At 57.3% G+C, this 12,913-nt stretch carries 11 protein-coding genes; 4 read left to right on the top strand and 7 right to left on the bottom strand.

Annotated features, from left to right (window positions below; translation table 11 throughout):
- Positions 1-28 precede the first annotated feature (28 nt).
- The gene (scpA, locus tag ACR0D7_RS03740) at positions 29-2,155 is read right to left on the bottom strand and encodes a methylmalonyl-CoA mutase (RefSeq protein WP_480677791.1); all 2,127 of its coding nucleotides are present in this window, start codon (positions 2,153-2,155) and stop codon (positions 29-31) included.
- Between the two features lie 168 nt (positions 2,156-2,323).
- On the opposite strand from scpA, the gene ACR0D7_RS03745 reads away from it, so the two are divergent.
- Positions 2,324-2,770 (top strand): DUF4174 domain-containing protein, encoded by a 447-nt coding sequence (locus ACR0D7_RS03745; RefSeq protein WP_480677792.1) that lies wholly within the window; start codon positions 2,324-2,326, stop codon positions 2,768-2,770.
- 76 nt (positions 2,771-2,846) lie between these two features.
- On the opposite strand, the gene ACR0D7_RS03750 is transcribed toward ACR0D7_RS03745, so the two are convergent.
- Both ACR0D7_RS03750 and ACR0D7_RS03755 read right to left on the bottom strand, forming a co-directional pair.
- Entirely contained in the window at positions 2,847-4,892 is a 2,046-nt protein-coding gene (locus ACR0D7_RS03750) for an ATP-binding protein (protein WP_480677793.1), read from the bottom strand.
- 114 nt (positions 4,893-5,006) lie between these two features.
- On the bottom strand, positions 5,007-5,210 hold the full coding sequence (locus tag ACR0D7_RS03755) for a hypothetical protein (protein ID WP_480677794.1): 204 nt from the start codon (positions 5,208-5,210) through the stop codon (positions 5,007-5,009).
- Positions 5,211-5,851: 641 nt separating this feature from the next.
- Here ACR0D7_RS03755 and ACR0D7_RS03760 point away from each other — a divergent pair.
- Positions 5,852-7,006 (top strand): DcaP family trimeric outer membrane transporter, encoded by a 1,155-nt coding sequence (locus ACR0D7_RS03760; RefSeq protein WP_480677795.1) that lies wholly within the window; start codon positions 5,852-5,854, stop codon positions 7,004-7,006.
- An 86-nt stretch (positions 7,007-7,092) separates the two neighbouring features.
- On the opposite strand, the gene ACR0D7_RS03765 is transcribed toward ACR0D7_RS03760, so the two are convergent.
- The 3 genes from ACR0D7_RS03765 to ACR0D7_RS03775 form a co-directional block, all read right to left on the bottom strand.
- On the bottom strand, positions 7,093-7,446 hold the full coding sequence (locus ACR0D7_RS03765) for a hypothetical protein (RefSeq protein WP_480677796.1): 354 nt from the start codon (positions 7,444-7,446) through the stop codon (positions 7,093-7,095).
- A gap of 130 nt (positions 7,447-7,576) precedes the next feature.
- Positions 7,577-7,957 (bottom strand): DUF6497 family protein, encoded by a 381-nt coding sequence (locus ACR0D7_RS03770; RefSeq protein ID WP_480678003.1) that lies wholly within the window; start codon positions 7,955-7,957, stop codon positions 7,577-7,579.
- Positions 7,958-8,162: 205 nt separating this feature from the next.
- Entirely contained in the window at positions 8,163-9,695 is a 1,533-nt protein-coding gene (locus ACR0D7_RS03775; protein WP_480677797.1) for an acyl-CoA carboxylase subunit beta, read from the bottom strand.
- 183 nt (positions 9,696-9,878) lie between these two features.
- Here ACR0D7_RS03775 and ACR0D7_RS03780 point away from each other — a divergent pair, with 183 nt between their 5' ends.
- On the top strand, positions 9,879-11,084 hold the full coding sequence (locus tag ACR0D7_RS03780; RefSeq protein ID WP_480677798.1) for a multidrug effflux MFS transporter: 1,206 nt from the start codon (positions 9,879-9,881) through the stop codon (positions 11,082-11,084).
- A gap of 65 nt (positions 11,085-11,149) precedes the next feature.
- Complete coding sequence (locus tag ACR0D7_RS03785; RefSeq protein WP_480677799.1) at positions 11,150-12,550, top strand: helix-turn-helix domain-containing protein; 1,401 nt, start codon at positions 11,150-11,152, stop codon at positions 12,548-12,550.
- A gap of 74 nt (positions 12,551-12,624) precedes the next feature.
- Here the strand turns inward: ACR0D7_RS03785 and ACR0D7_RS03790 are convergent, their stop codons facing one another.
- Positions 12,625-12,864: an HP1242/YdcH family protein gene (locus tag ACR0D7_RS03790; RefSeq protein WP_170383306.1), complete on the bottom strand. Its 240-nt coding sequence runs from the start codon at positions 12,862-12,864 to the stop codon at positions 12,625-12,627.
- Positions 12,865-12,913: the final 49 nt, after the last annotated feature.

Genomic DNA, 12,913 nt, shown 5'->3' on the forward strand with positions numbered 1-12,913 from the left:
ATTTTTCGTTGCGAAACTTTGGCTGATATCAGCTTTTGGCTTCGCCAATCAGACGCAGAATGTCCTGCGCCGCCTCGGGGATATTGGTGCCCGGACCGAAGATTGCCTTCACGCCGTGGTCATAGAGGAACTGGTAATCCTGCTGAGGAATGACGCCACCACAGATCACGATGATGTCTTCGGCCCCGGCCTTCTTGAGTTCCTCAACCAGTTGCGGCGCCAGTGTCTTGTGCCCCGCGGCCTGGGACGAGATGCCAACCACGTGTACATCGTTGTCCACTGCATCCTGTGCAGCCTCAGCCGGTGTCTGGAACAGCGGCCCGACATCCACGTCAAAACCGATATCCGCAAATGCCGTGGCGATCACTTTCGCGCCCCGGTCGTGCCCGTCCTGCCCCATCTTGACGACCAGCAGACGCGGGCGGCGGCCCTCGGCTTCGGCGAAATCTTCGATGGACTTCTGAATCGCGGCAAAGCCTTCGTCACCTTCGTAGGCGGCACCATAAACACCAGCCAACGTTTTCACTTCGGCACGATGACGGCCAAATTCTTTCTCCATTGCCATGCTGATCTCTCCTACGGATGCGCGGGCACGGGCGGCTTCAACTGCAGCCGCCAGCAGGTTTCCGCCCTCTTTGGCGGTCTTGGTCAGGACATCAAGTGCAGCCTGACATGCTGCTTCGTCGCGCGTCGCGCGGATACGTTCCAGACGCGCGACCTGAGCTTCACGCACGGCGACGTTGTCGACGTCCAGAATGTCGATCGGGTCTTCCTGTTCCTTGCGGTACTTGTTGACGCCGACGATCACCTCATCACCCCGGTCGATCATGGCCTGACGACGAGCTGCGCTTTCTTCGATGCGCAGCTTAGGCATGCCCGAGGCGACGGCCTTGGTCATGCCGCCCATCTCTTCGACCTCTTCCATCAAGGCCCAGGCCTTTTCGACCAGCTCATTGGTCAGGCTTTCGACGTAGTAAGACCCGGCCAGCGGATCGACCACATCTGTCACGCCGGTCTCTTCCTGCAACACCAGCTGCGTGTTGCGCGCAATGCGGGCTGAGAAATCGGTAGGCAACGCAATCGCCTCGTCCAAGGCATTGGTGTGCAGCGACTGAGTACCGCCCAGAACCGCGCTCATCGCTTCATAGGCGGTGCGGATCACGTTGTTATAGGGGTCCTGTTCCTGAAGCGACACGCCCGAGGTCTGGCAGTGGGTCCGCAGCATCTTCGACCGCTCGGATTTCGCGCCGAAATCTGTCATCACACGGTGCCACAGCGTGCGCGCAGCGCGCAGCTTGGCAATCTCCATGAAGAAGTTCATGCCAATGGCAAAAAAGAAGGACAAACGGCCCGCGAATTTATCCACGTCCATCCCGGCCTCGGTCGCAGCGCGAACGTATTCGCGGCCGTCGGCCAGCGTATAGGCCAGTTCCTGAACAAGGTTCGCCCCGGCCTCTTGCATGTGATAGCCCGAGATCGAGATCGAGTTGAACTTGGGCATTTCGTTCGAGGTATAGTCTATGATATCCGAGATGATCTTCATCGAAGGTTCAGGCGGATAGATATAGGTGTTGCGCACCATGAACTCTTTCAGAATGTCATTCTGAATGGTGCCGGACAGAACCGATTTGTCATGCCCCTGCTCTTCTCCAGCCACGATAAAGTTCGCCAGAATCGGGACCACCGCGCCATTCATGGTCATCGAGACCGAGACCTTGTCCAGCGGGATACCGTCGAACAGGATCTTCATGTCCTCGACGCTGTCGATGGCCACGCCAGCCTTGCCTACGTCACCGACAACACGCGGGTGGTCGCTGTCATAGCCACGGTGAGTCGCCAGATCGAAGGCAACCGAAACACCCTGCTGGCCCGCAGCCAGATTGCGGCGGTAGAAGGCATTCGATTCCTCGGCGGTCGAGAAACCGGCATATTGGCGGATCGTCCACGGACGGCCCGCATACATTGTGGCCTTAACCCCACGCGTGAACGGCCCAAAGCCAGGCAGCGTACCCATATGGGGCAGATCGGCTGTGTCTTCCTGCGTGTAAAGCGGTTTGACGTCGATGCCTTCCAGAGTTTCCTTGGTTAGGTCGTCCAGCGGACGCCCACGCAGCTCTTTCTCGGCCAGCGCCTGCCAGTCTTTCGTATCGGTCATGGCGATATCCTTTTCTTAATTCGGGTCGCGCCGGGGCGTCGCCCGCGCGATGTGATGTTCAGAAGGGCCGTCTCCGACCCGGTCAAACGCAAGTTTTTGAACGTGCCGGGCAAATCGCCGGTCGCATTCATCGGCACAGGGGCTATATTCGAATGAACAGGAGGCCCTATGACACGAACGCTTGCCTTTGTTTTCTCGGCACTATTCCCGTTGGCCGCATTGGCCGCCGACGGGTCCGCGCCTGCGGATGACGAATATGTTCGGCCCGTCGGCGACAGCGAACTCAGTGAGTTTTTATGGGTCAAACGGCCCATCGTCGTCTTTGCCGACACACCCGCCGACCCGCGATTCCAACAGCAGATCGACATGCTGATCGAAGGCGAAGCAGCCATGCGTGACCGCGATGTGATCGTGCTAACCGACACCGACCCGTCGGCCCGATCCCCGATTCGATCGCAATTGCGTCCGCGTGGATTCCAGATGGTGTTCGTCGATAAGGACGGCGTTGTGAAACTGCGTAAACCGTCCCCGTGGAGCGTGCGCGAAATTGGCCGCTCCATCGACAAGACTCCGTTACGCGAACGTGAGATTCGCGATCGGCGCGAGGGCGGCTGAGCGTTTCCGCCACGACCCAGATACCCGGCGCAAGACGCCGGGACTGTTGGGGTATATGGCGAAAACGCGGTCATGATCACTCGAACTCGATGATCACATCATCCACAGCGAGGCTGTCGCCAGGGCCTGCGTTGATCTTGGCTACGGTGCCCTTCTTCTCGGCGCGCAGGATGTTTTCCATCTTCATCGCCTCGACGGTGCACAGCGCCTGACCTTCCTGCACCTCTTGCCCCACTTCGACGTCGATCTTCACGATCAAACCCGGCATTGGGCAAAGCAGCATTTTCGAGGTATCCGGCGGCAGTTTTTCCGGCATTAGACGGGCCAGTTCGGCCTGATGCGGGCGACGTACATGCACTTTCAAGTCGGCACCCCGGTTACGAATACGGAACCCGCCCGAGATTTTGTCGACCTTCAGAACCAGCGGACTGTCATTCACATCCAACACCGCCAATTGGTCACCTGGCGTCCACTCAGAAGCGACGCGCAAAGTTTCGCCATCCGCGAATTGGACGGTCGCACCCTCTTTGTCAGCCTCGATCGTTACGTCAAACTCCTGCCCCTGCAGCGCGACATTCCAGCGTTTGCCGACCTTGCGCTCGTGGTTGTCCATTCGGCCAGAGACACGAGTGCGGCGGATTTCAGCGACGCGGTACATGGCAGCACAGGACGCCGCGATGCGACGCAGGTCGGTTTCGGGCAGCTCAACACCTTCGAACCCCTCAGGGTATTCCTCGGCGATGAAAGCGGTTGTCATGTCGCCGCTGATGAATTTCGGATGATCCATCACTGCCGACAGGAACGGCAGGTTGTGGCCGATGCCTTCGACTTCAAAGCTGTCCAGCGCCACGCGCATCGCCTCAATCGCCGCCTCGCGGGTCGGAGCCCAGGTGCAGAGCTTGGCGATCATCGGGTCATAATACATGCTGATCTCGCCGCCTTCATAGACGCCGGTGTCGTTGCGGACGGCGGCCTCGCCTTCGGGCGCATCACCTTGCCATTTTCCGTTTACCAGCAACGGGCCAGCCGCTGTTTCCTGCGGTGGACGATAGCGAGACAAGCGACCGATCGACGGCAGAAAGCCACGATACGGATCTTCGGCATAGAGACGATTTTCAATGGCCCAGCCGGTGAGCGTCACGTCATCCTGAGTGATCGTAAGTTTCTCACCAGCCGCGACGCGGATCATCTGTTCGACCAGGTCGACACCAGTGATCAGTTCGGTGACGGGGTGTTCCACCTGAAGACGGGTGTTCATTTCAAGAAAGTAGAAATTCTTTTCGCCATCGACGATGAACTCGACCGTACCCGCGCTGGCATATCCCACGGCCTTGGCTAGGGCCACTGCCTGTTCCCCCATCGCCTTGCGGGTTTCAGGATCAAGGAAAGGCGATGGCGCCTCTTCCACCACTTTCTGGTTCCGGCGCTGGATCGAACATTCGCGCTCGCCCAGATAAATCCCGTTGCCGTGGCTGTCGCACAAAACCTGAATCTCGATATGGCGCGGTTGGGTCACGAATTTCTCGATGAAAATCCGGTCGTCGCCGAACGAGTTTGCCGCCTCATTCTTGGATGACTGAAAGCCCTCGCGTGCTTCCTCGTCATTCCACGCGATCCGCATGCCTTTACCGCCGCCCCCGGCGCTGGCCTTGATCATGACGGGATAGCCGATCTCATTCGAGATTTTCACCGCCTCATCGGCGTCTTCGATCAACCCCATATAGCCGGGAACAGTCGATACGCCGGCTTCCTGAGCGATTTTCTTCGACGTGATCTTATCGCCCATCGCTTCAATCGCGCCCTTCGGTGGGCCGACAAAGGCGACACCTTCAGCCTCTAGTGCTTCGGCAAATTTGGAGTTCTCAGACAGAAAGCCATAACCAGGGTGCACAGCCTGCGCGCCGCTTTGGCGAATGGCGTCCATCACCTTATCGATTACGATATAAGACTGGTTCGCGGGCGGAGGGCCGATATGCACGGCCTCGTCTGCCATCGACACGTGCAACGCCTGTCGGTCTGCGTCCGAATATATGGCAACCGTGCCGATACCCATCTTACGCGCAGTCTTGATAACCCGGCAGGCGATCTCGCCCCGGTTTGCAATCAGGATCTTGTTGAACATGGAACGTCCTTTGTCTTGGTATTCAGTAGAAACGAAACGCTGTTACGGGGCCCAAGCCCTGTAACAGCGTTTCGCACGATGACAGCTGGGGCGAGGGGCGCCCCGGAATTTAGGTTAGTAGCAGTTCTTCTGGGTCTTGCAGTATAGCACGTTGCCCGCGGCACCAACCGCAGCCCCGACGAACGGGTCAGCGCTGAGTACCGCCGCGCCCAAGGCCCCCGCGCCGCCGCCAAGCAACGCCTGTTCGCCCAAAGAGTCGCCGCAAGCGGCAAGGCCTGCGCAGGTTGCCGCGACCAGGAAGAATTTAGAGATTCGCATGATTTCTGCCCCTTCTGGAATTTTACCCGCAGATTTAGTCTAGAACGGCTGTTTTTCAACAACCGATACTTCACATCCGCGTTGTGCGCAAATTCATGCCACGGAACCGGCAACTTACGCGAAACGAAAAACGCGGGCAGGATTTTGTGTATTTCACAAACCTGCCCGCGGAAGGAAGGGGTACGGAATAGTAGGTGCTTGTGCGGCGCAGGCAAAGTAGAGCCGCACGGCCCTTTCACATTGCCGTGTAGAATGCGGGCCGCAAACCACTCTTTGTACCCAACGAGATTTCCGGCTGAAACCTGCCCATCCAATAGAATTCCGCGCGAATTGGTGCCGACGAGCACCCTGACAATCCTGGCTGATCCGCTCAGCATCATTGTCACATTACTGTTAAATTTCGTGTTCATGCGGTGATCCGAAGCGTCACCGTCTTCACAGAAGATATTAACATCGTGATAAGAAATTCCCCATCCAGACAGGGGCTTATGGCCATCAATCACTGTGCTGTGATATTGCAAGCGCTTGCTTACACGTTTGCTTGAGAACTTACCTCGATTTCCTCTCGACTTGGTGATTTCCCTCACAGCCCCTTGCGTGAAAAGTTGGCGGCGCACACTCGCACACAAGGAACTAATCCCATGAAAATAAAGGCTAAAACAGCCAGCCTGCTTGCTGCCAGCACGCTTTCCGTGACCGGTATGCAAGCCTTGGCGCAAGATGCACAAACACAAGCCGAGCTTGATGCTCTGCGCGCCCGGGTCGAAGCTCTGGAGTCCGTGGGGCCGGGCTCTACACCCGGAGAATTCAAAATCGGAAGCACCGCGCTGGACGTCTATGGCTACGTCAAAGCTGACTTCTTCTATGATTTCGATTTTGAACTGGGCGACACGGCGGACACCTCGAACATTGGTGATCCCGATGCTGCCACCAGCGGTACTTTCGGATCGACCGTTCGTCAGTCGCGGATTGGCCTGCTTTCCAGCACGCAAACCGGAATTGGCGAAGTCGGCGGACAGCTGGAATTCGACCTGTTTGGAAGCGGCGGCACTGCCGAACTGCGCGTGCGTCATGCCAACATCACAATCGGCGACAACTGGCTGATCGGTCAGTACTGGACCAACTTCCAGCCGCTGGACAGCTACCCGACTTCGGTTGAATTCGACGGCCCCGTGGGTATCCCCTTTGCCCGCGTTCCGCAGGTCCGCTACACCAACAGCTTCGGCCTCGACAACACGGCATTCGCCCTGTCGATCGAAGAAAATGTCGGCGGTTCCGACTCGCGCGATCCGGTTTTCGTCGGCTCGGCTGAATATAACGACGGCACATTCCTGGCCCGCGCTTCCGCACTGTACGGTAAAGCCGAGAGTGGCGGTGTAGAAGTCGACCAGACCGGCTTTACCCTGTCCGGTTCTGTCCGCCCATGGGAAGGTGGCCTGTTCCAGGTCAACTATGTCGACGGCGAAGCGCTTGGCCCGTACCTGATCGGTGCCGGTGACGCCATTGTTAACGGTGAAGCTAACGATGTTGACGGGTTCACCGTCGAACTTCGTCAGGACATCGGCGAAAAATGGAACGTAGGTATCGCCTATGGTGAAGTTGACTATGATCTGCCGACGGCCGATGGTGCACTGGCCTTTACTGACATCGAGACCGTTCACTTCAACGTATTCTACAAAGCGACGGACAACCTGACATTCAGCGCCGAATACTTCTATGGTGAGCGCAACGATGTGAATTCGGGTACCACCTTCGACGCAGACCGTATTCAGCTGGCGGCGCAGCTGAACTTCTGAGGCACGATACCGGTCCCGCCCTTCATTGGGCGGGGTCACACCACTAAGAGGTGTCCGGCTCTTATATTTGCCCACACCGAACATTGTCAGTGCGATCCGTCAAATATATCGGGAAACGACTGACGCGCGATATCCAGGTTGATAACCAGCAAAGCTTCATAGCTTTCGGGATCGAACGGATCTTCGACCGCAACGACTTCACGTTCGAACAACCAACTCAGGCGGCCAGCGTCCAGATTGCCCCGTTCGAAAGGCTGATCCCCGAAATGTTGCCACAGTGCTTCCATAAAGGCAGCATCCGCGCGGCGATCAGCAGGTTTTCGATCCCGAAACCGCTCTCGGCGCGTGATAGGTGTGACGCCTTTGGGGTTGGCCCGCCTGATAGTGAATTGAAAGTCAGTTCCCGGCAAACGTCCGGGAAAGCCGCGGTGCTTCAGCATGCCGGCACCTCTTTCTTCGTCGTTTTCCGAAAAGAGAATTCATTCCCAAGAGCAAACGGGATCATGTTGCGCACCTCCAAAGCCGCATTGGTTTTCAGAAATGCTCTGAGGTCGTGAATGTGTTTCATTGTCAGAGCCCCTCCCAGATACACCGGGACTCTTCCAGCCGGTAGGATTCAAAGAACTGAGTTGCGTCAGGCTTGGATTGCCCGAATTCGGTGGGCCGATCCGACAATGAAATGACTACCCGCGCTGGCTTAAGTTCATATTTCGCCACATAGGCGATTGCGAGGGTCTGGCACAGGTGCTCCATATCCGCCGAGGCCACATCATATCCAATCCGGCCGACGGTATATCCGATCTTGGGTGCGACGAAACGAAACCTGACCCACAATTCACCGGGATTGTCGTCCAGCAAAACATTGCTCAGATGCACAGGCTGCCCCGATGGAACAGGCAGAAGGTTGTCAGATTGGGCAACTGCTATTGACGACCATGCCAGAAAGGCCAGAAAAAAGGCGCGACCCCAGACCTGCGAGACGCAGGCTCCTCTCTCTGGAATCGCGCGCGCATGGCTTTTGGCCCGCGCTTTTTTATATCTGGCAAGGCAAGTCATTTATCAGCTTTGGTCTCAAAGTCAAACATACCGTCTGCCCCTCTTGCGTTAGCCGCCATCAGAAACTCTTCTGGCGGCTACGCGGTTCAGTGTGTTCCCCTTACAGTGGGATATTGTCGTGCTTTTTCCACGGGTTCTTCAGCTTCTTGTTACGAAGGCTGGCGAACGCGCGCGACACGCGGCGGCGGGTGGAATGCGGCATGATTACCTCATCGATGAAGCCACGCTCAGCGGCGACAAACGGGTTGGCAAACCGGTCCTCATAATCCTGCGTGTGCTGCGCGATCTTTTCGGCGTCGCCCAAATCTGCACGGTGGATAATCTCGGTCGCACCCTTAGCGCCCATCACAGCGATCTCGGCGGTCGGCCACGCATAGTTGAAATCGCCGCGCAGGTGTTTCGACGCCATAACGTCATACGCACCACCATAGGCCTTGCGGGTGATCACGGTGACTTTTGGCACTGTCGCTTCACCATAGGCGAACAACAGCTTGGCACCGTGTTTGATAACTCCGCCATATTCCTGCGAAGTACCCGGCAGAAAGCCCGGCACATCAACCAGCGTCAGGATCGGAATCTCGAAACAATCGCAGAACCGCACGAACCGTGCCGCCTTGCGCGAGCTGTCGATATCCAGACAGCCAGCCAGAACCATCGGCTGGTTGGCGACAACACCAACGGTCTGCCCCTCCAGACGGATGAAGCCGGTGATGATGTTCTTGGCGTAGTCTTCCTGAATCTCGTAGAAATCGCCTTCATCCGCCACTTTGGTGATGAGTTCCTTCATGTCATAAGGCGTATTCGGGTTGTCCGGAATCAGCGTATCCAGCGAGGCCTCAACCCGCTCGGGGCTGTCAAAGAACGGGCGCACCGGAGGTTTCTCGCGGTTGTTCAGCGGCAAGAAATCGACCAGACGACGCACTTCGGCCAGCGCCTCGACATCGTTTTCGAACGCTCCGTCGGCGACCGAGGATTTCTTGGTGTGGGTCGACGCCCCGCCCAATTCTTCGGCGGTGACGACCTCGTTGGTAACGGTCTTCACAACGTCGGGGCCAGTCACGAACATGTACGAGGTGTCTTTGACCATGAAGATGAAGTCGGTCATCGCCGGGCTGTAAACTGCACCACCCGCACACGGGCCCATAATCACGCTGATCTGCGGCACCACGCCCGAGGCCATGATGTTGCGCTGGAAAACTTCGGCGTACCCCGCCAGCGATGCCACGCCTTCTTGGATTCGCGCCCCGCCCGAGTCGTTGATCCCAATCACCGGCGCGCCATTCTGGATCGCCATATCCATGATCTTGCAGATCTTCTGCGCATGGGTTTCCGACAGCGAGCCGCCAAACACGGTGAAATCCTGGCTAAACACATAAACCATCCGGCCGTTGATCGTGCCCCAGCCGGTGACCACGCCATCGCCTGCAGTCTTTTGATTTTCCATCCCGAAATCGGTGCAGCGGTGGCTGACGAACATGTCGAACTCTTCAAAGCTGCCTTCGTCCAGCAGCAGTTCGATCCGCTCGCGCGCGGTCAGCTTGCCGCGGCCGTGTTGTGCGTCGATACGCTTTTGCCCACCGCCAAGCCGGGCGTCGTTGCGGCGGTCTTCAAGCTCGGTCAGGATGTCTTTCATGGCGCTAGTCCCCTGTGAAATTTCGCGCGACACTATACGCAGATGCGCCGAGACCAAAGCATCTTTCGGCAAATTTGCAAATCACTGGCAACAAAGTTGCGGAAAACTGTAAATTTGCTAAGTATCAGCTTGATAGACGTTCTTTGATAGCATTCCCTGAAGCTGTGGCTATACATGTGAACCATGCAGTTCAGTTCCCCCACGACGCGCCGGTCGCCACCCAATATCTCGACGCTAGTTTTGCTGTCCGGGCTGTCAGCCCTTAGCCTGAACCTCTTCCTGCCCAGCCTGCCAAATATGGCGCTGCATTTTCAGGCCGACTACAAAGTCATGCAGCTGTCAATCGCGCTGTATCTTCTGGTCAATGCCGTACTGCAAATCCTGATCGGCCCGGTTGCAGATAAGGCCGGGCGCCGCCCCGTTCTTCTATGGGGGTTGACGCTGTTCCTGATCGCTACACTGGGCTGCATCTACGCCCCTACGATCGAAGTCTTTCTGGCCTTCCGCATGTGTCAGGCCATCGTGGTTGTGGGTATGGTGCTCAGCCGGGCCGCGGTGCGTGATATGTATGATCAGGATCAAGCAGCCTCGATGATCGGTTATGTCACGATGGGCATGGCCGTCGTTCCGATGATCGGTCCAGCCATCGGCGGCCTGCTGGAAGAGAACTTCGGCTGGAAAGCCAATTTCTGGCTGCCCTTCGCTCTAGGTGTCATGACACTGGCCCTTACATTTACCGACTTTGGTGAAACCTCCTCCAAAAGCGGGAAGTCGTTGGTACAGCAATTTCGTGAATATCCGGAACTGATATGTTCACCGCGGTTCTGGGGCTATTCACTCTCCTCTGCGTTATCCTCGGGTGCTTTCTTTGCCTATCTGGGTGGGGCACCCTTCATCGGCACTGAACTGTTCGGCCTCAGCGCGGCACAGGTTGGCATCTATTTTGGCGCTCCTGCAGTTGGATATTTCTGCGGCAACTTCCTAAGCGGTCGGTATTCGGTTCGCTTCGGCGTGAACCGAATGGTACTTTGGGGGTGCTGGCTGAATACTGCTGGCGTCGCCTTGTCGGCCGCCCTCTTTCTGGCGGGCTTTGGAACTGCACTCAGCTTTTTCGGGCTTATGACCTTTGTGGGCCTCGGAAACGGCATGACCATCCCCAACGCCACCTCTGGCGCCCTGTCGGTTCGCCCACATTTGGCCGCCACCGCCTCTGGCCTGAGCGGCGCCATCATGTTGGGCGGCGGCGCAGGGCTCAGCGCCCTTGCCGGAACCCTACTGACCCATGAAACCGGCGCGATGCCTTTATTGTGGTTGATGCTGGCGACTTCGGCGTTGGCCATATGCGCCATCGCCTCAGTTATTCGGCGCGAAAGGCAACTCGGCTTGTAACACGGGTTGCGCCGAAAGGTTTGCAAAGTTAACCTTTAAAAATCGAATAATTGCAAAGGCGACTCATGGCGACCCAAAAGCTCTATGCCGGTGCAAAACTGCGCGAAATGCGCACGCGCCTGGCCCTGACGCAAAAGGAATTCGCGACAAAGCTCGGCGTTTCCTTACCCTACCTGAACCAAATGGAAAACAACAACCGGCCGATCTCCACCACGGTTATTCTGGCATTGGCGCAGGAATTCGGCATGGACGTGACCGAACTGAGCACCGGCGACAGCGAACGTTTGGTATCAGATATGCGAGAGGCATTGGCCGATCCGGTTTTCGACGACGCCATGCCACCCTTGGCTGACCTTCGCCTGACGGCTTCAAACGCACCTGCACTCGCCCGAGCCTTCATCGCGCTACACCGCACGTATCGACAAACCCACGAAAGGCTGGCCTCTCTGGACGAAGCTTTGGGCCGTGAAGACGCGCAGATACAAGCCAGCCCATGGGAGGAAGTGCGCGACTTCTTCCACTATTGCGACAATTATATTGATGCAGTCGACCGCGCCGCCGAGCGGTTCTCGAACCGAGCGGAAGAATCCGGCGGAATCCGAGCAGCAGCCATCGAAAGCCTTGGCGAACGAGAAATTCGGGTGCAATTCGCCGACATCCCTGAAACGCGAAAATACGACCCCGACAGCAAAACATTGCAACTGTCGTCCCGCATTGCCCCTCAGACGCAAGTGTTCCAACTCCTGCTTCAGCTGGCGCTCATCAGTCAGGACAAACTGCTCGAGGCCACCCTGGACTTCGCCAAATTCCAAAGCGAAGAGGCACGCGCCATCGCAAAGATCGGCCTTGCCAATTATTTCGCCGGCGCTTCTCTGATGCCCTACGATAAATTCTTGACAGCAGCGCAAGACTATCGGCACGATCTGGAACTACTCAGCAATCGGTTTGGCGCCTCCATCGAACAAATCGCGCACCGCCTGTCGACACTGCAACGTCCCGGTGCCAAAGGTATTCCCTTTTTCTTCGTTCGCGTCGATCAGGCCGGAACAATCACCAAGCGCCACTCGGCCACGCGCCTGCAATTTGCCCGGTTCGGCGGTGCCTGCCCCTTGTGGAACGTCCACCGTGCTTTTGAAACTCCAGGCCATTTCCTGCGGCAATTGGCGGAAACACCGGATGGCGTCCGCTATATCTCACTGGCTCGGGATGTGTCTAAATCAGGTGGTTCTTTCGGCGCGCCCGTGCGCCGTTATGCCATAGCCCTAGGTTGCGAGGTTCGCCATGCCGAGGCCCTGGTCTATGCCGACAATCTCGATATCAACAACGCCAGCGCCTACGAACCAATCGGCATTTCGTGCCGTATTTGCGAGCGGCAAACTTGCCACCAACGTTCGGTCCCGCCGCTGGAACGACGCCTGTCAATCGACGCCCACACCCGCGGCACCCTGCCTTACGAAGTCACCTGATCTTCACCTGGCCTGAAAATATCCCGGGGGAGTCGCGGCCTGCCGCGACGGGGGCAGAGCCCCCGCCCTAGGCTTCATGCTTTCGTCAAGATCGCCCAAATCTCATCCTTGAGTGCCGCGCGCTTCTTGCGCAGTTCGCCTTCGGCCAGATCTTCCATCGGTTCAATATTGGTTTCCGCCCGATGAACGACGCGGTTGATCTCGTGATACTCATCCGCCAGCCGGGCGAAATGCGCATCTGATTGCTTGAGCTGGCTCATGAGTTCAACTTTTTCCGGAAACTCTTCGGCCAGTTCATGCGGGGTGTGTGACATTCCTGTTCGCTCCTCAAATATGTCGTTGCGATTCACGTCTAAACGTATT

This window comes from Ruegeria sp. BB7 (assembly GCF_056539365.1).

What these genes read in the sequence shown, in the direction of transcription:
- scpA (WP_480677791.1), bottom strand. Translation starts at nt 2,155, where the DNA reads ATGACCGATACGAAAGACTGGCAGGCGCTGGCCGAGAAAGAGCTGCGT.
- ACR0D7_RS03745 (WP_480677792.1), top strand. Translation starts at nt 2,324, where the DNA reads ATGACACGAACGCTTGCCTTTGTTTTCTCGGCACTATTCCCGTTGGCC.
- ACR0D7_RS03750 (WP_480677793.1), bottom strand. Translation starts at nt 4,892, where the DNA reads ATGTTCAACAAGATCCTGATTGCAAACCGGGGCGAGATCGCCTGCCGG.
- ACR0D7_RS03755 (WP_480677794.1), bottom strand. Translation starts at nt 5,210, where the DNA reads ATGCGAATCTCTAAATTCTTCCTGGTCGCGGCAACCTGCGCAGGCCTT.
- ACR0D7_RS03760 (WP_480677795.1), top strand. Translation starts at nt 5,852, where the DNA reads ATGAAAATAAAGGCTAAAACAGCCAGCCTGCTTGCTGCCAGCACGCTT.
- ACR0D7_RS03765 (WP_480677796.1), bottom strand. Translation starts at nt 7,446, where the DNA reads ATGCTGAAGCACCGCGGCTTTCCCGGACGTTTGCCGGGAACTGACTTT.
- ACR0D7_RS03775 (WP_480677797.1), bottom strand. Translation starts at nt 9,695, where the DNA reads ATGAAAGACATCCTGACCGAGCTTGAAGACCGCCGCAACGACGCCCGG.
- ACR0D7_RS03780 (WP_480677798.1), top strand. Translation starts at nt 9,879, where the DNA reads ATGCAGTTCAGTTCCCCCACGACGCGCCGGTCGCCACCCAATATCTCG.
- ACR0D7_RS03785 (WP_480677799.1), top strand. Translation starts at nt 11,150, where the DNA reads ATGGCGACCCAAAAGCTCTATGCCGGTGCAAAACTGCGCGAAATGCGC.
- ACR0D7_RS03790 (WP_170383306.1), bottom strand. Translation starts at nt 12,864, where the DNA reads ATGTCACACACCCCGCATGAACTGGCCGAAGAGTTTCCGGAAAAAGTT.